The sequence below is a fragment of the Paenibacillus sp. FW126-R14 genome (genome assembly GCF_058789495.1).
In genome coordinates this window covers 1-20,139 of sequence record NZ_JBYTBS010000083.1, presented here as the reverse complement: position 1 = coordinate 20,139, position 20,139 = coordinate 1, and the positions used below count along the sequence as shown (strand labels likewise).

At 44.6% G+C, this 20,139-nt stretch carries 17 protein-coding genes and 1 pseudogene; 17 read left to right on the top strand and 1 reads right to left on the bottom strand.

Annotated elements, in window-relative coordinates; genetic code table 11:
• Positions 1–391: 391 nt before the first annotated feature.
• From AC3WRW_RS30735 to AC3WRW_RS30715, 5 genes and pseudogenes are all read left to right on the top strand, one after another.
• Positions 392–1,054 (top strand): annotated as a pseudogene (locus tag AC3WRW_RS30735) (CPBP family intramembrane glutamic endopeptidase).
• 113 nt (positions 1,055–1,167) lie between these two features.
• Positions 1,168–1,560 carry a hypothetical protein gene (locus tag AC3WRW_RS30730; protein ID WP_492550018.1) on the top strand — a complete coding sequence of 131 codons (393 nt, stop codon included), beginning with the start codon at positions 1,168–1,170 and terminating at the stop codon, positions 1,558–1,560.
• Between the two features lie 188 nt (positions 1,561–1,748).
• Positions 1,749–2,261, top strand: a complete 513-nt coding sequence (locus AC3WRW_RS30725; RefSeq protein ID WP_492550017.1) for a hypothetical protein — start codon at positions 1,749–1,751, stop codon at positions 2,259–2,261.
• 557 nt (positions 2,262–2,818) lie between these two features.
• Positions 2,819–3,712 (top strand): RCC1 domain-containing protein, encoded by an 894-nt coding sequence (locus AC3WRW_RS30720; protein WP_492550016.1) that lies wholly within the window; start codon positions 2,819–2,821, stop codon positions 3,710–3,712.
• Between the two features lie 40 nt (positions 3,713–3,752).
• Entirely contained in the window at positions 3,753–4,205 is a 453-nt protein-coding gene (locus AC3WRW_RS30715) for an SRPBCC family protein (protein WP_492550019.1), read from the top strand.
• Positions 4,206–4,285: 80 nt separating this feature from the next.
• Here AC3WRW_RS30715 and AC3WRW_RS30710 read toward each other — a convergent pair whose 3' ends face one another.
• The gene (locus AC3WRW_RS30710) at positions 4,286–5,440 is read right to left on the bottom strand and encodes an epoxide hydrolase family protein (protein WP_492550015.1); all 1,155 of its coding nucleotides are present in this window, start codon (positions 5,438–5,440) and stop codon (positions 4,286–4,288) included.
• Between the two features lie 251 nt (positions 5,441–5,691).
• Between AC3WRW_RS30710 and AC3WRW_RS30705 the strand changes: the two genes are divergently transcribed.
• The 12 genes from AC3WRW_RS30705 (at position 5,692) to AC3WRW_RS30650 (ending at position 19,842) form a co-directional block, all read left to right on the top strand.
• Positions 5,692–6,417: a helix-turn-helix domain-containing protein gene (locus AC3WRW_RS30705; protein ID WP_492550014.1), complete on the top strand. Its 726-nt coding sequence runs from the start codon at positions 5,692–5,694 to the stop codon at positions 6,415–6,417.
• Positions 6,418–6,426: 9 nt separating this feature from the next.
• The gene (locus AC3WRW_RS30700; protein WP_492550013.1) at positions 6,427–7,653 is read left to right on the top strand and encodes a TIM barrel protein; all 1,227 of its coding nucleotides are present in this window, start codon (positions 6,427–6,429) and stop codon (positions 7,651–7,653) included.
• A 198-nt stretch (positions 7,654–7,851) separates the two neighbouring features.
• On the top strand, positions 7,852–9,186 hold the full coding sequence (locus AC3WRW_RS30695; protein WP_492550012.1) for an ABC transporter substrate-binding protein: 1,335 nt from the start codon (positions 7,852–7,854) through the stop codon (positions 9,184–9,186).
• 42 nt (positions 9,187–9,228) lie between these two features.
• Positions 9,229–10,101 carry a carbohydrate ABC transporter permease gene (locus tag AC3WRW_RS30690; RefSeq protein WP_492550011.1) on the top strand — a complete coding sequence of 291 codons (873 nt, stop codon included), beginning with the start codon at positions 9,229–9,231 and terminating at the stop codon, positions 10,099–10,101.
• Positions 10,102–10,122: 21 nt separating this feature from the next.
• Positions 10,123–10,953 (top strand): carbohydrate ABC transporter permease, encoded by an 831-nt coding sequence (locus tag AC3WRW_RS30685; protein WP_492550010.1) that lies wholly within the window; start codon positions 10,123–10,125, stop codon positions 10,951–10,953.
• A 69-nt stretch (positions 10,954–11,022) separates the two neighbouring features.
• On the top strand, positions 11,023–12,825 hold the full coding sequence (locus tag AC3WRW_RS30680) for a cache domain-containing sensor histidine kinase (RefSeq protein ID WP_492550009.1): 1,803 nt from the start codon (positions 11,023–11,025) through the stop codon (positions 12,823–12,825).
• On the top strand, positions 12,822–14,396 hold the full coding sequence (locus AC3WRW_RS30675) for a response regulator (protein WP_492550008.1): 1,575 nt from the start codon (positions 12,822–12,824) through the stop codon (positions 14,394–14,396). The genes AC3WRW_RS30680 and AC3WRW_RS30675 overlap by 4 nt, the downstream gene beginning before the upstream one ends.
• Positions 14,397–14,441: 45 nt before the next feature.
• Positions 14,442–15,473 carry a sugar phosphate isomerase/epimerase family protein gene (locus AC3WRW_RS30670; protein WP_492550007.1) on the top strand — a complete coding sequence of 344 codons (1,032 nt, stop codon included), beginning with the start codon at positions 14,442–14,444 and terminating at the stop codon, positions 15,471–15,473.
• A gap of 57 nt (positions 15,474–15,530) precedes the next feature.
• Complete coding sequence (locus AC3WRW_RS30665) at positions 15,531–16,364, top strand: PIG-L deacetylase family protein (protein WP_492550006.1); 834 nt, start codon at positions 15,531–15,533, stop codon at positions 16,362–16,364.
• 34 nt (positions 16,365–16,398) lie between these two features.
• Positions 16,399–17,277 (top strand): hypothetical protein, encoded by an 879-nt coding sequence (locus AC3WRW_RS30660; RefSeq protein WP_492550005.1) that lies wholly within the window; start codon positions 16,399–16,401, stop codon positions 17,275–17,277.
• A 23-nt stretch (positions 17,278–17,300) separates the two neighbouring features.
• Positions 17,301–18,311, top strand: coding sequence for a Gfo/Idh/MocA family protein (locus AC3WRW_RS30655; RefSeq protein WP_492550004.1), 1,011 nt, complete (start codon positions 17,301–17,303; stop codon positions 18,309–18,311).
• A 172-nt stretch (positions 18,312–18,483) separates the two neighbouring features.
• Positions 18,484–19,842: a DJ-1/PfpI family protein gene (locus AC3WRW_RS30650; protein WP_492550003.1), complete on the top strand. Its 1,359-nt coding sequence runs from the start codon at positions 18,484–18,486 to the stop codon at positions 19,840–19,842.
• The last annotated feature ends 297 nt before the right edge of the window (positions 19,843–20,139 follow it).

The window sequence follows — 20,139 nt, the reverse complement described above, 5'->3', positions numbered from 1 at the left end:
TCACTTGAATTAACTACAAGAGGGGGAATATCTTTTAATGAAGAATGCTATACAGAATTATAAACCATTTTGAATACAATTCCTTCGAAGAGGTACTTCACATAACACCGTATTCACACTGTGGAACGATAGCTCAATAAACCAACGGTAGTCTAGGACATTGTTTTCCAGTCCACGACTGTCGTTGGTTTTTATTGGAAACTGTATGGTATTTAATTTGGAGCCTGATGGTGTAGCAATTCAGAAATCCGCTTAGGATCAACATATCCAGTCTATAACTTTATTTTCTTCGGACAGGTACTACATGATGTTAGTACTATATGTAACAATCTCTTCCCGTTATGATATCACTATCTGATTTTTGACAAAATTCTCGGATAGGGAGATTAATATGAACCGCTATGTAATAGGACTAGCCCCATCTGTGTTAGTGGCACTTGGACTTCATGCTGGACACAGTGTAATACTTACTTTTGCGCTCTTTTACAGTTGGATAGGTATTATACCGTTTATGGATTACCTTGTATGTCGAAAAAGTAGGCTGAGCCGAACGATCGGCGATTGGGGACTTACTGCATCCGCCGGTCAAATGATAGTTGGACTTAGCTTGGGACTCTCTTTTCTGATTACTCTCCTGATTGGTGCTTATTATTTGCACGACATGTTGTTCGATATCGAGCGATTGAGATTCTTGTTAGGAGAGTGGGATTTTTCCGGTGACCAGTCCGTACTCTTGCTACTCGTAATGGTACTGCTCAATCCGATTTTAGAAGAAATCTATTGGCGCGAATACTTATATCACAAAATCGGACAAAGCCTTGGTTCTGCGAAAAATATACTTCATGCTTCTTTTTGATTTACCTCGTATCATTTGGTCGTCATAATACCGGTATTCAGTTGGCCGCTTAACGTTGTTGCCGCGGTTCCTATTTTTGCAGCAGGTGTACTATGGGGATGGATTCGCAATCGTACGGGATCGTTGCTCATTCCGATTATAAGTCATATGTTAGCCGATCTTGGAATCGTAATCATATATATGCAATACGTACGGTAATATCTCTCTAGCAAGCGCGCAGCTTTGTTACGCTATTGGGCAGATTAGTTTGAATATGCAGGTGGTTATCAATTTGGCATTAGTAGGGCATGTTACCTTTAGGAGGGATAACAATGCTGAGAAAGTTGCTGTGGCTCACTTGTCTATTCATGTTATTCTCTGTAAGTGTGCAAGCTTCTCCATTTATGAAAATAGAAACTATTCCTGTTCCGGAAGGGAATTGGACGTACCTTCCTGATGGAAATGGTGAAATGAGAATTATTGTTACTACATCCCGAGCTAAGAGGATTAAAGTGTGGAGAGTTCCGACTGGAACACAGCAATGGGAATTTCGAAAACTAATTTGCAATGAATCAGGGGATAGGGAAAATTGGACTTGCGCCTGGAAATATAATGAAAATGATGTAATTCACGACCATTTTGTAGTTGAAGTGTTCCGCAAAGGTTGGGATATCAGGAGTTCAATAAATGTCACTCGTAGACATTCTGAAGACCACCCTCAATGAAGCTAAATACTTGCTTGGTCTGACGGAGATTTATAGCGGAGGAGACTGCATCGAGCGGCTCCTCTTTTTTGTTCATTCAAGTAATGGGAGGATAGTTCAATTACTTCGCGAATAAATAATGTCAGTTCGCGAAATAGAAACTCATTTTGGTGGTGGTGATAGGTGTGAAAAGCATATGCTATGTTGTTTTGCCTGATAATTTGTTATTAGATGATAATACGGTTTATACATTTGTAAAAAATCATATAATTAATTACTATTCCCAGTTAGAAGTTGAGCCGTACAAAAGATTCTTTTCTGAAAAAGAAACCTTAGAAATTGCAAAACGGAAAGGATTTAGTAATTTATTTGATTTTGAAGAACACCTAAAAAATCATAATAATGACGATGGAATAGAAAATGGATTATATTACTGGATTACCACGTTTAATGAACAATGTCGTTGGGACGGCTTTCGGATTGATGGCATTAAAAAAGGATATGATTTAATAAATGAAGTATTACCATATTCTGTAGTAACTCCAGATAGTATTTGGCATTCTGAGAGGGACTATGGATACAAACCAATATTAGATTTTAATAACGGTTTTAAGCCACATCCAGACAACATTGAGCCCAGAAAAAAGTGGATAGAATATATAAATGGCTTTTTTAAAGAATATAAAGGCAAAAACTTTGCTATTTTATTTGTCCAATCATAGGCATGAAGTAATTAAGCCAGACTGTGTAAAAAATAATGAAAAGGCAATCTGCGCTATATTTACAGATAGAAATCTAATGTATTCCTTTTGTATAAGCGGCACGCATCATCTAACACTATACTCACGCATCAGGCATTCAATAGTTCATTAAACGATGAACTATTGCTCAATCACAACATTACAACATCACGGCAATCGGCTAAAAATCGGCTGTCGCTTCTTGTTGAAGCAGCAAACAATATAAATCTAATTAATGGGATTTCATATTAAGCTCGAAATGAATCTTGGGTAGACTGGTAGAAGCAGCTTTGTTCTACTCATGGATGAGGATGGTGGTCATTTTGAGTAATATAATTGAAATTTTTAATGATGTGGATAAAGAAATAATCGATGCAGTTATCCTTGTATTGTAATTTTTGGACAGAGTACGAGTGGTTTGATAACTCCTCAAACTTTGAGATAAAAAAGAAATTTAAAATAGCACTGAAGGAACAATTAAATGAGAATCGCCAGAAGTAAAAATAAAAAGTGGAATGTGCTTTTCAAGGAGGTAAAACATGGCTTACAATTCGCCGATTGAGACAGCGTTTAAGGTGAAACGGTGGCCTAAAGATACCATAGCGGCGGGTCGCCGACACACCGTTGCTCTTAAATCGGACGGAACAGCGACGGCTGCAGGTGACAATAAATATGGCCAATGTGATGTGAGCAGTTGGTATGATATTGTGGCGGTTGCGGTTGGGAATGTACATATGGCGACGAATACGGGGAATGCTCATACAATCGGTCTCAAATCGGACGGAACGGTGGCGGCCGTGGGTTGGAATATGCATGGCCAATGCAATGTAAACGACTGGTGCGATATAGTGGCGGTAGCAGCGGGATGGCGTCGTACCGTCGGGCTTACATCGAATGGCACGGTGGCGGCTGTGGGTCGAAATAATGAAGGCCAATGTGATGTTGGCGGCTGGCGTGATATAGTGGCGATAGCCGCGGGTGACTGGCATACGGTCGGGCTTAAATCGGACGGAACGGTGACGATCGCGGGTAATAATCGGTATGGGCAATGTAATGTAAGCGGTTGGCGTGATATTGTGGACGTAGCTGCGGGGTACCTTCATACCGTCGGGCTTAGAGCGGACGGAACGGTGGCGGCTGTGGGTTGGAATAAGCATGAACACGATGTAAGCAGTTGGCGCGATATAGTGGCAATAGCGGCAGGTAGCAGTCATACCGTCGGACTTAAATCGGACGGAACGGTGGTGGCTGTGGGTTGGAATAAGCACGGCCAATGCAATGTAAGTGGTTGGTGCGATATAGTGGCGGTAGCGGCAGGTTGCGCTCATACTATTGGCCTTAAATCGGACGGCACGGTGATTGCTGTGGGCGATAATGAATATGGCCAATGCGATGTAAGCGACTGGTGTGGCATCCAACTGTCCGGCAATTAGTTTTCAATTCTTCTTACTTTAAAAGAAAATGGAGGAAATTATTGTGAATAACATAAATGTACCTGACCTCTCAACAAGACCGCATAATCTAACGGTTGAGCGCATGATGGATGCACCGGCCAATGTCATTTTCAGGGCATGGACGAAGCATATCGACCTCTGGTTTGCGGCACCTGGGAGCGTGATCATGCAGGGCGAAATCAACACGGCGTTTTTCTTTTACACCGAATTTGAGGAAAATCGCCATCCGCATTACGGACGATTTTTGAGACTTGAGGAAAACCGCCTGGTCGAAATCACTTGGGTAACGGGGAATGGGGGAACCAAGGGAGCTGAAACGGTTGTTACCGTTCAACTTGAATCTCATGACACAGGAACACGCTTACGTCTGACGCATGCGGGGTTTCCAGATGAGGAATCGAAGAGCCGGCACGAACAAGCTTGGCCATTTGTACTTGAACAGCTTGACAAGTGCATGATGGCAAGTAACTAATTTTTTTCTACATAAGTATTTAAGGAGCGTATCATAGTGATAGGCTCCTTGTTTTTCTAAACATACATCTTTGTATATTTCTACTTCATCGCTCTAAAAGGTCTATAAAATTCGCGAATGTCCATAGCCAGCGCTTCCGGCTCTTCCAGAGCAGTAAAATGGCCGCCGCGGGGCATTGCATTCCAGCGAGTTATATTCAAATTGCGTTCAGCCCATTCCCTGGGCGGCAATAAGATATCTGCCGGGAAAAGAGCGACAGCTGTCGGTACCTCAATACGGCCAAGTGGCGGCAAAGAACGCGAATTTTCATAATACATACGTGCTGTAGATCCTATTGTATTCGTAACCCAATAGATCATAATATGCGTGAGCAGTTCATCCTCGGTGAATCGCTGCCGCAGGTCCCCGTTACAATCGCTCCATGCACGGAATTTGTCAATCAACCAAGCAGCCAGACCTGCTGGCGAGTCGGATAGTCCGTAAGCAAGAGTTTGGGGTCGTGTTGATTGGATGGATATATAGCCACCTTCAAGGGCAAGCCATTCCTGAGCCTTTTTCTTATATTGCAGTTCTGCTTCTGAGAGCCCTGCCTGATCTTGTGCATTCACGAGATCTCTAATGATCCCGATATCAGTTAAATGGATTCCGATAAGCAGTTCAGGATGGTTCGCCGCAAGATATCTGGTAACACCGGAGCCCATATCCCCGCCTGCAGCAGCGAATTTGGTATAACCAAGTTCTTGAGTCATTAGTTTAGCCCACATCTCGGAGACTTGAAAATTGTTGATACCACGATGATTAGGACGGCTAGAGAATCCAAAGCCTGGCAGCGAAGGAACGATGACATCAAAAGCATCCTCTGGGTCGCTACCGTATGCAGCGGGATCCGTAAGATACGGGATAATTTTCTGGTACCGCAGGTAACTGTCCGGCCATCCGTGGGTAAGGATGATGGGCAACGGATTAGGTCCTTTACCGCGCTCATGCACGAAGTGAACGTCTATCCCATCAATATTACTGCGAAATTGAGAAAAGCGGTTTAGTTTCGCTTCTTGAACACGCCAATCAAAATGGTCACGCCAATAGGTAACGAGCGACTGCAAATAACGTAACTCAGTGCCTTGTTCCCAAGCGGCGTCTTCTACTTGATCCGGCCAGCGGACTTGATTCAGTCTGTATTGTAAATCGTCAAGCACTTCATCGGATATCTGGATTTGAAAACGTTCAACAGCCATAATGATTTCCTCCCCCAAATCTTTTAATAATTTGATTCACAATTTAATAATAACCTTTGTACTTGTATGCTACACTGGTATAAGTGAAGCAACTGACTATACGATTTGATAGGTGAGTAAAAATGCCGCAAGTGGACCGACACAAACAACGAACGGTGAACATCGAATTTGTCGCAGTGGAGGATTTCAGTACTCTTCCTTACCCTGAACGGTATACGCTGATTTTTATTACGACAGGAAGTATTCATGGGATGTTGAATGAACGTCCTATATCCATTAGCGCTCCCGGTGTTCTTTGTTTGGCTGAAGGCGATTATGTGCAAGTAGTTGAAAAGAGGAATGTATCTGCTCAATCCTTTCGTTTTCATCCTGAATTTCTTAACACCGTTACGCTTACCGAACCGAAGGATTATTTTCCCGCAGCACCCAGCATTCAAACAGGACTTTCCCTTTTTCAAAGGGATCATTTGAATACCGGGGTACCTCGTGTAACCGAGAAAGCATACCCTCTATTGTTTGAATGGTTTTTCGTTCTTGGCACGGAAGTCCATGCGCAAAGTGATGCACTCTGGGCTTGCAGAATTAAAAAGTATCTCATACAAATCTTCGGTTTGTTGGAGGAATTAAATCAGAATAGTGAACATTCACCCGTCGATAAAGTATTAGATTACATACACACGAATTATCCGCAAAAGATCTCATTAAACGATTTGACGAATTGTACTCATGTGAACCGCGTGTCTCTGAATAAATGGTTTCAGGAGAGATGCGGAAACACAGCATTTGGTTACTTGCTTACTCATCGCTTGAAGGTTGCGTGCAACCTATTGACTCATACCGATATGAGCCTTAATGAAATTGCACGTTCCACTGGATTCGAGTATGACACTTACTTTATCAAACAGTTTACAGCTAAGAAAGGGATGTCACCTACAACATACCGAGTTACATCCCGCAAGTTCAGTTCTGCACAATAACCAATAAGGATGAACGGAAAAGAAGGGAGAAATCGTATGATAGATCCTAAAATTTTTTTGGCTGTAGATAATTGTGTCTTTTCCAAGAGATGGACGCGTCCGGCAGAATGGATGAATGTACTCCGTTCCATGGGTGTTTATTTCGTTGAGGCTAGCGCCGATAATGAATGCGATCCTCTTTATATGGGGAAAGCATACATGCAGAGTTGGGTTCAGGAAGTGAAAACCGCGAGTGAGAATACGGGGGTAAAAGTAGCGAATCTATATTCCGGACATGGGACCTATGCCACATTAGGATTGGCTCACCATGACATTGCTGTCCGCGAGCGTATTCAAAATGATTGGATTAAACCATTGGCCGACATTGCGGCAAGTATAGGGGCTGGAATCGGTTTTTATTGCCACGCCTTTTCTGATTATGTCTTACAGAACCAAGCGATTTACCGCGAAAGGGAACAAGATTTATATGTCCGACTTGCAGATATTGCAGCCTATTGCCGAGACAAAGGTATTCGCACCCCTGGTGTCGAGCAAATGTATACGCCGCATCAAATTCCTTGGACGATCGCAGGGTCCAAACGACTGCTGAAGGAAGTGTTCGGCGTCTCACAAGCTCCGTTTTATTTAACACTGGATACCGGACATCAAAGCGGCCAGCGCAAGTTTCTTCGCCCGGATATGCCAAGCATGAAGGAATTGCTGAACCGTTTTCGAATAGAAGGGGACCTGAATTCTTTTTGGTTAGGCCCTAAATCCGCTTATGATCTATTTAATCAAATGCTACATAAATCAAAAGACGAAGCGACCCGTATGATGGAGCAGATCTTGCAAGAAATAGATCGTTATCCGTATCTGTTCGCGGCTGAATCGGATGGTGACACGTATCGTTGGCTTGAAGAGCTTGGCTGTTATTCGCCAATCGTGCATTTGCAACAAACAACTGGCACATCCTCATCTCATCAGCCTTTTACGAAGGCGTGCAACCGAAACGGTTTAATTTTTGGGGAACCAGTGTTAAGGGCACTTGCAAAATCGTATCAAACTCCTGATGAAGAGGGGCTGCCTCCTAAATGCAACGAAATTTATCTTACTCTAGAGATTTTCTCCGGAACTAGCGAGATGAACGTTGATATTAGGAAGAAATTGCAGGACTCGATTAATTACTGGAGGCAGTTCATACCCGAAGATGGGATGCCATTAAGTGAAATATTGCAACATTTGAATAGCAATAAATAGCGCCGCGTGAATCGCGGCTTTTTATTTTTTAGTGAAGACTCAAAAGTGCATTAGATTTCCCCTAAGCATAGATTTGTGGGATGATATTGTAGTTTTCAGGTATGTGAACGCTTTCAGATAGATTTTATAATGAGTACATACATGAGAGAGCTAATGGTAAACATGTAGAAAACCACAACAGGGAGTGTTGATTGTAAGATGTTGAGAGCTAGAGGCAAAGCTAAACCAGGGATTCTTAAAACAATGACCATGCTTACGTTAACTGCAGCAGTTGCTGTATCGTTAACTGGCTGTGGAAAGCCGGACGGGAACGTTAGTGCAACGACAAATGCACAGAAGCCAGTTACGCTGAAAATGATGCACAACTGGACGAACCCGAATGTAGATAATGAAATCTTTAAAGCAAGAATCAAACAATTCCAGGATGAAAACAAAAATATTACGATTGAAGTGGAAGAGGTTCCTTCCAACCAATACCCGACCAAACTGCAAACCCAAGCTACAGGACGTACCCTTCCCGACATGGCTGTTTTCCAGCCGAGAGCAGCATTGAGGCCTTACGTGGAAGCGGGTCTGTTAATGCCCATCGATGAAATCCTTGATAACTGGAAAGACATTCTCCCGAAAGAAGCTCTGGAAGCTTACAGCATCAATGGTAAGCATTATGCGGTTCCGGCCAAGCTGACGTATGCCGATGTTATTTATTACAACAAAGAGCTGCTCGCACAAGTCGGTTATAAAGAGTTCCCTAAGACTTACACGGAATTTGTGAATATGGTGAAAAAGTTGAAAGCGGCTAACATTACGCCAATTGTTGTCGGCAACAAAGACAGATGGCCGTTGCAATCCTCTTTCATGTCCATTATTACGGACCGTATCGCTGGAACCGGATATCTGGAAAAGGCGGCTGCCGGAGAAGCGAAATTTACAGATTCAGACTTTGTAAAATCGCTCGGGATCATTGAAGAGTTGACCAATCTCGGTGCGTTTAACCAAGATATCAACACAATTGATACTGTTCAGGAGCAAAACTACTTCCTGCAAGGCAAAGCTGCTATGAGCATGACGACATCTACGATCGATGCGAAATATAGACAAACAAACGATAACGGATCGAATATCGGCATTGCATTATTCCCGCAAGTTGAAGGCGGCAAGGGCAATCCACAAACTTCTTCAGGCAACTACCAATTCGGATTGGCGCTGAACGCGGATCTTGAGAAAGATAAAGACAAGAAAGCAGCTGCTTATAAATTTTTGAAATTTTTCTACAGCAATGACTTGTATAAGGACCTGAATGCCAAAGGCATTATTGTACCAGCTAAAATGGATCTCGCTTCAAGTGCTAACAACTATATGAAGGAAATGGTTGAGCTCAATAGCAAAGGAACGACTACGATTATCGACCAAACGCTCGCAACTTCGGTGAATGAATCTTTGCAAAACGGGCTGCAAGCTATTTTGACGAAGCAAAAGACGTCCGCGCAAATCGCTGAGGAAATTCAATCGGTGCAAAACAAATTAAAGAAATAGTCGAATCGCTGCAAGCGTAACGAAAGCGGGAGGAGAAACAAATTGCATACATTAAAAAGAGTAAGATTGGCGATATTCCTAGGCATACTGCCCTCCCTTGTCATCTATCTCGGCATTGCCGTTCTGCCCATAGCCATCTCATTCTACTACTCATTTCTCAATTGGGACGGGTTCTCCCCAGCGGTTTTCGTCGGTTTGGATAATTTCATTGAAATTGTCAAAGACAACGTTTTTTGGAGCGCAGTTAAGAACAACATCATCATGATGGGAGCCAGCCTTATCTTTCAAATCCCGCTTGGTTTGTTACTGGCCCTGCTGCTCAACCGACCATTGAAAGGCATCAAGATATTCAGGACCTTTGGTTTTTTCCCAGTCGTTATCTCATCTGTTATCGTATCCCTCACATGGGGAATGCTGTATAACACAGAATATGGATTTATTAATGGAATTTTGAGTGCCGTTGGCTTAGACGCCTGGCAGCATAATTGGCTGGGTGATCCCCATTGGGCGATGGTGTCCCTATGTATCACTTACATTTGGCAAAATTGCGGATTTTTCATGGTTATTTTCTTATCGGCCTTGCAGGGTGTTTCAAACGAAGTCATTGAGGCTGCGGAAATGGATGGCGCTACAGGGTTAAAGCGAGTGCTCTTCGTTACTCTGCCAATGATTAGAGACACGCTCTGGGTGACGGTCATATTCTCGATCAGCAACAGTTTCCGGGTATTCGATCTCATTTATGTCATGACGGCGGGAGGGCCTGCGCATAACACAGAGGTTATGACGATTTATATGTACAATAATTCATTTACGTCATTGCGATTCGGTTACGGCAGCGCGGTTTCCATCTTTATATTGGCATTCAGCTTGATTGTCATCTATGTGGCCAACAAATTTACTAACAAGGATAACTAACAGGAAAAGCGGAGGCCAAGTATGGGAAAAGCTCCAGTTTGGAAAAAGTCTCTTATCTATGCATTTTTAAGTATCATCGGCGTTTTTAATATCATGCCTATCTTGTGGATGTTAATGAACTCATTCAAAAGCGAGCAGGATTACTCAAAGCATCCGCTGACTTGGCCGAAAGCTTGGTTCCTCAGCAACTATATGGAAGCATGGAAAGTGGCTAAGCTTGGTGTCTATTTTTGGAACAGTATCTTCGTCACGGCGGTGGCTGTCGTTGCAACGGTATTGTTGGGGGCTTTAGCCTCCTATTTCTTATCACGATTTAATTTCAGAGGGCAAAAGCTGGTTAGCGGCATTTTTCTGCTTGGCATGGTCATACCGATTCACGCAACGATTATTCCGACATTTATTACGATGAATAAAATCGGCCTGCTGAATACGCATTTATCGCTCGTCCTCGCTTATGTGGCTTTTCATTTATCGCTCACCGTGTACATTCTGGTCGGCTTTATGAAATCGTATCCGAAAGATATTGAAGAGTCGGCTATTATGGACGGCAGCGGTGTCTACCGCATCTTCTGGTCGATCATTCTGCCGATGACAAGACCGGCGCTAGCGACAGTCGTTATTCTAAATTTTATATATAACTGGAATGAGTATTTATTTGCGCTTGTGCTGATTAACGACTCTGCTTTAAAGACGCTGCCGCTTGGATTATCGAACTTTGCCAGCAAGGAAACGACGAGCTACACGCTGCAAATGGCTGCGCTCGGGATGGCGCTGCTTCCAATTCTTACGGTCTATCTGGCGCTGGAGAAGCAGTTGGTGCAAGGGATGACGGTTGGCGCAGTAAAAGGTTGATATATCGCAAAAGGTTTCAGGTTGATTTCGATTATAATGTAGGAAAAGACCGAAAAGAGGATTCGCATCATGAAAATCAGCTTGAAAAGAATGAGCCTGAAATGGAAGGCATCCATTATTTTCGTCTTATTGGTCACTTTTCCGACATTATTCGTCAGCAACATGGTGTTACTCCGCTATGATCAGATTCTTCGCAATCAATTTACGACGACGACGGAAAATAATTTACGAGCGATTGAACTCAATTTATCCGATAAGATCAAAGCGATTCAAGATATGTCGGATTATATGATCTATAAAGATGAATTCCGGCTATTCATGACAACGCCTTTTATACCTGTAAATATGGAAAAATATTATGAATATAAGCAGCAGGTAGAAGGATTCGTGACCTTTCAGCTCATATCGAAACGGTATATTAAATCGATTTCCATTCAGGGGTATAACGGCAATGGGCTGCAAATCGGAGAACCCGTCGAGGGTGTTGAGACGTCCTGGAACCGGCTTGCTTCTGCGGAGAAGGGAGCACCCGTCTGGACAGATTCTTATCCGATCATTAGCGGATGGAGCGGTCCGAAGCGTGTGATTTCGATGCTGCGGGAGATTAATTCATACGAAGAATTAACGAAACCGATCGGCCGCATCACGGTCAGACTGGATGAAGCGGAATTTACCGGATTAATGACATCAGTCATTCCGTCGAAGCCCGATTCAGCATTCATCTTGAAAGCGGATGGCAGTGTCCTGCTGCACAATAATGTATCGTTAATCGGTCAATCGTATCCCGATTCGCAGCTGCTGCAACTGCTGAACAATACCAAGGAACAAGCTTTGACTTATCGCCATAACGGCACCACCTATGCGGTTATTCATCGCGATATGCAAATTAATGGCTGGAAATTGGTGGCCATGGTTCCTCAAGAGACCATTACCGAGCAGACCAATGCGCTGAAATCATCGGTAAGAACGCTGCTGATTACGATCGTATTTCTCGGCATTCTTGCTCTGATCGGCTTCTTTGTGGCCATTATTCGCCCCATTTTGGCCATAACGAAGCAAACGGCAAGGCTGTCCAAAGGGGACTTCGAAGCGCACGTGGTCGTTCGGTGGCATGATGAGATCGGGGAATTGGGACACCGCTTCAACCGCATGGTCGTGACGATCAAAGAACTGATCGATTACAAATATAAGTTGGAAATCAGGCAGCGTGAATCCGATTTAAACATGCTGATGCGGCAGATCGACCCGCATTTCCTCTATAACACATTGGATATGATTCGCTGGACGGCAAGGATGGAGAAGGCTTCGGAGACGAGTCAGCTGATTGAAACTTTGTCGCGATTTTTCCGGACAAGCTTGTCGAGGGATAAAAGATGGACAACGATTCGCGATGAATTGGTCTTTGTAAAAGCATATCTGGAACTGCAGCACAAACGTCTCGGCCAGAAGCTGGTTTACTCTATTTTCATGGAATCGCAATTAGAAGAAGTACCGATTCTGAATAAAATCATTCAACCGCTAGTTGAAAACAGCATTAAACATGGGTTTCATGTTCGCACGGGCGGACGCATTCAAGTACGGGCTTATCGTTGTGATCAGGAAGTATGGATTGACGTACTCGATAATGGCAAAGGCTTCAATGCTCAGCAAAGGGCCAGCATCCAAGATGCGCTCGAACATGGATCGGCTCGTGAAGAATGGCTTGGACATGCGCTAAGCAATATTCACGAACGCATCGTGATCGTATCCGGTAAAAATTACGGTTTGGAAATCGTTGAGGTAGATGAAGGAAGCTGTGTTCGTCTCAAGATGCCGCTGATGCCGGCCATGAGCGATTCGAATGCCCCTAGCGCTAAGGAGGGTGAGCGATGAGCATAAAAATGCTGATTGTAGACGATGAACCGATCATTTGTCAGGGGCTGCAATCCACCGTACCTTGGGCGAACATCGGTGTGGAAGTGGTCGGAGAGGCTTATGACGGTCAGGAAGCGCTTGAATTCATCGCGAATAACGAAGTCGACTTAGTTCTTACCGATATCTGTATGCCGGAGATGGACGGAATTGCCCTTACCCGCGAGTTAAAACGGCTTAAACACAATATTAAAGTCATTATTATCAGCGGATACGATGAATTCGAGTATGCCCGCAATGCCATACGGCTCGGTGTCGAGGACTTCTTATTGAAGCCTGTGGATGTGGATGAATTAATGCAGCTAGTTGCGAATATTTTCGAACAAACGCATCAGGAGCGGGAACAAGAACGGCTGCGCGTGCGTGAGGAAGGCGTGAAGTGGTTAAGCAGCCTGATGCAGAGTGAGGCTGTTTATGCGGCAGGTGCAGCAGCGCTGCTTCATGATGCTTCGGAACCTTATTCGCTTCATATGGTGGCAAGTCAGATGGACCGATATGTGCAATGGCTGGACAACTCGACCGAAGCGGCCCGGGATTCTTTCCAGCAGCGGTGGCGTGAGCAAATAGAGGGAGCTTTCGAGGCATGCGGTGTTCAGTCAGTCTCTTATTTTGCCCATCGTAACTTGCTTCTGACCTTTTGTATTGGGCCTGTAAGCCCTGACAGCTTGGTGTTCATGAATATGGCGAAGGAAGTCATCCACTCGTGGACCGGACCGGAGTCCATCTATCTTGGCGTTTCGTCCTCCTTTCCAACCGTAGATCTCGCGCGTCATGCGTGCTTGGAAGCTATTAACGTCTTGCAGTTCAGACCGTTAGCACCAGAAAGGCGTATATTCCGTGCGGAGGATAGCGTTAAACGGCGAGAGACTGTCATACACCGTCTACCGCAAAATTTGGAAAAACAATTAAGCGAAGCGTTAATTCAAGGAAATCAGCAGGAAGCTGACGTTACGTTCGGGCTGTGGTTGGCCCATTTTAGAACAGAAGGTTATATGCTCAAGGAAGTTCTGCAAGCCTATGAGCAGCTGCGCATGCTGATTTATCATAAATGGCCGAATGACGACCTCAAAGAGGGGGTTGCCGCATCGGCACTGGATTTGTCTTCGGTCGATTTGCATACGTGCAATTCTTTTGAAGCGATAGAGAGGTTGATCCGTGAAGATTTCGGGAGTCTTTCGCAATTGGCTGTCTCGTTGAACGGCAAGAAGAATCATTGGATTATCGAACAGACTAAGAAATATGTTATCGAGCATCACTATTGCGATATTAAAGCGTCGGACGTTGCCTTGAGCCTGCAAATTACACCTAATTATTTCAGCTTGATGTTTAAGCAAAATGCAGGGAAGAATTTTACGGAATATGTGAACGAACTTCGTATCGAGCAAGCGAAATTCCTGCTTTCGCACTCTTCCGACCGTGTTTTTGAGATTGCCGAAAAGATCGGCTATAAGGAATACAAGTATTTCGTTTCTATCTTCAAGTCCTATACGGGTTTAACGCCAACGGATTACAGAAAACGCATTCCCCAATGAAAAGGGCTGGAAGAGCTTAATTTGAATAAAGGCGGTAAGATCTTCATGAAAATCGGCATTGAGATGCATCATGGGTACAACGATGAAAATTTACCAGTTGATAAAGCATTGGAAAAAGCGAAGCGAGACGGTTACGACGGTGTTTATTATAAAAATCCGATGGCCATCTCCGAAACGCTGGATTTGGGCGAGATGAGAGCAGCCAAACAATGTGCAGATGAACTTGGGCTGTACATCGATTTCGGCATCGGCCGCGTGAATCCGTTTAACACGAATGAAACGCCTGAAGTGTGGCAGCTGGGGGGCGGAGATTATAAGCTGGCTGTGGAGAAAATGATTCATGCAGCCGCATCCATCGGCGCCAAAGAGCTCATTGGCGTAACGGCTGGCTGGAAAGGCAAGCACAGCGGCTACCATGTCTACGATCGATTTAGAACCGATGTGACTTGGGAGGAACAGCTCCAGGCGACAACGCGTTTTATCCAAAAAATAGCTCCGACACTTCGTGATACGGGTACCCGGATTAATCTGGAAACCCATGAAGAAATTACGTCATACGAGATTATCAGAATGGTAGAAGAGGTTGGCGATGATGTGCTGGGCGTAGCGCTCGATACGGCGAATGTGGTGTCTCGCGCGGAAGAACCGGTAGCTGTTGCCAGGCGGGCCGCTCCTTATATTCATCAAATGCATGCCAAGGATTGCATCTTATTCTTCTCCGATAACGGCTTAGTTCGCCAAGTGAAGCCATCCGGTGAGGGGATCGTGAACTATAAGGAAATATTTCAAGCGATTGCTCCGCATGATCCCGATTTGCATATTCAGATTGAAGACCATAAGGGCTTCATGCACGTTGACATTTATGTGGAAGCATGGAGACAGGCGCATCCTGATTTATCCATGGCCGAAGTAACGGAGCTGGTTCGATTGGCCCGCCAGACGGAACTGCAGGTACTCGCAGGCAAGATGATGGAACCGAAGGTGTATGAAGCCATCCATTATAATTTGCAAAAAGAAGAGCGTCTTTCTTCGTCGCAAAAGCACTTGAGAGCCGTTTTATCGGATTTGAAGCTGTAATTAATCAGAACAAATAACCAATTAGTACATTTCATGGGCAGAAGGAGAAGATTTACTGTGAATAAAGAAATCCGCGTTATTGTCATTGGAGCGCATCCGGATGAGCCGGATATTTATGCAGGGGGTACGGCTGCTTTGTATGCTTTGATGGGGCATAAAGTGAAATTTGTATCCTTAACGAACGGCAGTGCGGGACATTTTAGCCAAATGGGGGAGGAACTGGTTCAGCGCCGGAAAAAAGAGGCTGATGAGGCCGCAAAGCGTCTAGGCGTCATCGAGTATGAAGTGCTTGATATTCCTGACGGCGAGCTGGAGCCTAATGTTGAAACACGTAAAAAAGTGATTCGACTGATTCGTGAATGGAAGGCGGATATTGTCATTACGTTCCATCCCGAAGGCGGCCGTCATGCCGATAATCGGTATGCGGGCAAATTGGTAAGCGATGCCGCTTCCTTCATTGCGCTCACGCCTAACTACGTTCCGGAAGTGCCTTGTTTGGAGAAGTCGCCTATTTTCCTTCTGATGCCCGATTATTCCATGCGTCCTTATTATACGCCTAGCATTGTTATTGATTTTGAGCCGGTGCTGGAGCAAAAGCTGCTGGGCTGCGATGCGCACGCTACGCAATTTTACGAGTTTAGTCCATGGCAGGGCAAATTTACGGAAGAGGTTCCGGAGCTGTGGGCGGATAAAAGAAACTTCCTCTTACGGGGCTGGGAGCCATTCTTCCATGTATCCCAAGAGATGCAGCCGGTTCTTGAGAAATATTATGGCGCAGAGCGTGCCAACAAAGTAGTGTATGCGGAGCCATTCGAAATGGCCAGATACAGCAGAAAGCCGAATCAAGAGGAAATGGAACGACTGTTCCCGATGTTTACGTGGGGAGAGTAGCAGCGGGGAGGCTATCAAAAGGGAGAGATAAACCGTGTATGGCATGTTAACTGCGATTGCTGCAGCGCTGCTTGTAGGTCAATCGCTTATTCTTAAGTTGTTTAGAGGGCATGCTCGTGGCGGCCACGGCGACAATTTGGCCTTCCATGCCAGTTATTCTTTGTTCATTGCAGCCGGATTTGCCGGGTATGCTGTTCTTTCAGGCCATCATCATTTTAGTCCGGTGACACTGATCATGGGTACATGCTTTGGCGTCATATTCGTCATAACGATGTTCGTCTATTCAAGCGCGATGGATACTGGACCGCTATCGTATTCGACGTTTTATTTCTCTTCCAGTATGCTGCTTCCAGTTGTGGTGAGCGTGCTGCTATGGCATGAGTCGCTAGGTGTATGGAAAGTCATTGGAATTGGGCTTTTTCTGATCTCTTTCTATTGCATCAGCATCCTTGGCAAAGGATTTCGCCAAAAGCCGAGGCCGGTTTGGTACTTATACTGTTTATTAGCCTTTATATTGAATGGAGCTTTATCCGTATGTTCCAAGTTCCATCAGAGTCAGCTTGGTGGCGGCGAAGTAATCGAATATATGACAGTATCCTTTGCTGCGGCTAGTATAGCTGCTGCGTTAGGTATGCTGATCTTCCGTCCGCAAAAGGAGTCTTTCGTCAATCTGGCTACGACATCCTGGCCCTATACGCTAGGAGTAGCAGTGACAACGGGCGGAGCCAATGCCATCATTGCTTTTTTATCGGGTAAAATGTCAGGCGTCTTGCTATTTCCGATTGTGAACGGAAGTATGATTGTTTTCGTGTCGTTGCTCTCCTTTATTTTGTTCAAAGAACGCGTGTCGAAATTCGGAGTGGCCGGTATGATGACGGGACTGCTTGCCATAATCGCAATAAGTGTTGGATAGCCTAGGGGAAAGGAAAGCTCGTCATGAAACATATAGCGATCCTCGGTTGTTGGAATTCCATTCATGTAGAAAAATTTGCCGAAGATTTGCATGCTCATTCGGACGCTCAGCTGGTGACTGTGTGGGACGTGAAGGTTAGCCGGGCTGCAGCTGTTGGTAAAGCAACAGGAGTGAAGGCAGCGTCGGAACTTGCCGATATTCTAAAAGACCCGATCATCGATGGTGTCATTCTTTCACTACCGCCGGAAAAAATGGCTTCGATGGTCATTGCCGCTCTTGAGGCGGGGAAACATGTGCTCGCGGATATGTATATGGCGGTGAGCGTGGATGAGGCCGTAAGGATCGAGCGTGCTGTGCGTACTTCTGACCTTGTACTCGGCATTGATATGTCACTCAAGCATAGAACCCTTGGGCGTGGTGTAAAAGATATCCTAGACAGCGGTAAGCTAGGCGAGATCACCAGTTTGCGCATCCGAAATGCGCATGGCGCAGCCAGCAATGGCATGCTGCCGTCACATTTTACGTCGGGCGCATACGGTGTATTTACGGATCTTGGCGTTCATACACTCTATTTGACGCAATGGCTGCTCGGGCAGCCGAAGAGCGTAACTGCCGTTGCGACCCATTATACAGGCGGTACGGCTGAAGATAATGCTGTTTGTATCATGCAGTACGAGAATGGGGCTATCGCAATCGCGGAAACGGGTTACGTTTCCCCTAAATCGCCTCAATCGATTGAACTGTACGGAGTGAACGGTGCAATGAAGGCCGGCGGTTTAACAGGAGGCGTACATTATTGCCTTAACGCAGAGAGTGACCTAGGCTGGCAGGAGTACGCGCATGTTCTGGATACTGTAACTTCGCTTGATGCGTGGTTGCTTAGGTTTGATGGATCTTATTTAGACATGGGAACACCTCCTTTAAGCGGATTGGAAGAAGGTATACAGCTTGCTGAATTAATAGATGCTGTATATTGCTCTATCCGCGAGGGGACTAAAGTTGGTTTGAGTCGGGGCAATATGGAGATCTCTTAGCGTTAGCTGAGAGATCTTTTTGTATTTCAGGAATGGGGCATACGTAATTTGCGCGTAGTCCGCAAAAATTTGCGGGATTACGGTCATTGTTTGCGCGTTCCAATATCAACTTCTCTTCTATAATGATCTCATAACGCAAATATTCAAAAATTTGGTCAGAGGAGAATTAAAGATGAAGTTCATATTACGTATAGTGGTTTATGTCATGACGTTCGTTATTATTTTCGGAGGGATCGGTGCGTTTGAGTATATTCGTTCCAAACAGGGATATTGGTATCCTGCTCGGCAAACATCAATGCCTGCATTACAAAGTGTGAGCGTGCCTGAACATAATCCGAAAAAGCCTACGGTAGCTGTCCTTTTATCCAATCCGACGACGGAAGTGTTTGATTTTATGGTTCCGTATGAAATCTTTGCGATGACGGAGTCTTATAACGTATATGCCGTTGCCCCGGACAAAAACATGAAAACACTCACTGGCGGTTTGGATCTGATGCCTCACTATTCTTTTGATGAACTGGATCGATTATTAGGAAAAAGTCCCGACCTTATTGTGATACCGGCTATGCCGATGGTTGACGAAGCAAAGTATAGACCTGTCCGCGAATGGATACAAAAACATGCCGATACGAAGTTGTTAAGCATTTGCGCTGGAGCGCTGAATCTGGCTGATACAGCTTTATTGAAAGGGAAAGAAGCAACTACGGACTGGAAAAGTTTTGATTATCATGAAGTCGATAAATATCCCGAAACCAAATGGAGAAGGGATGTGCGTTATGTCGCGGACGGGAACATCGTCGCTTCAGCGGCTCTTACTTCAGGAATCGATGCCGTTCTCTATGTGATCTCCCAGCAATTAGGCGAACCTATGGCGGAGAAAATAGCGAAAGAGATGAACTACTCGTTCTATCCTTTCGTCAAGAATCCGAAGATAGAGCCTTATTATTTGGATCGAACCGAATGGATATTTACGTTTAACCAAGCATTCCAATGGAACAAAAAAAGATCAGGGGTATTATTGTATAACGGGATGGATGACGGAGCACTTACAACCATTTTTGATACTTATGCCGCTTCCGGAACAACAATGGTATACACCATATCAGACGCCAAGCAGCCTATCGTTACAAAGTATTACCTTAACCTTGTCACCCGATATCAAATGTCGAAAGCGCCGAAGCTAGATCGATTGTTCGTTCCGGGGGTAGACGCTGAATCTCTAGCTGCAGGAGAAGTCAAGCAGTGGAATGCAAGGGGCAGCAAAGTGGTGCCTGAGTTCATTCACAAAGGTTCAATTGATAGATTCATGTTTGATGCTCCACTTGAAGATTTAGCGAAGCAGGAGGATGTTCTCACCGCAAAATATGGCGCTAAGCGCTTGGAATATCGTGCGACTAATCTAAAATTCGAAGGAAACCAGTTTTCCTATGAAGCTTTCGGTTTACCCGTTTTGCTTAGTTTAGCTGCGTTGCTTACTGCTTACTATATTGATAGACGATTCATTCGGAGAGTGAAGAGAGGACGGCAATAACGATTTTGTGTTATATTAAACAGGTTGATTATGGTTGGGTACTAATCTTCTTTTAAAAGAATTCAGTTCGTTTGCTTCGATGATGAGAATTATCAAATATATTTACATTTGCTGCGCGAGTGGGAACTATGATCCCCTATTTCCGAAAAGTCGAGATTTCTGCAAGTTAAAGGGAATTATGATCCGTTATTTCAAGAATTCTCCCCAAATGGGAGCATTTTGGTCTTCTGTCAATAAAACGGACACGCAGTTAAGGAACTACCATAGATTTATGCTAAAAGATTTTCATAGTAGAGT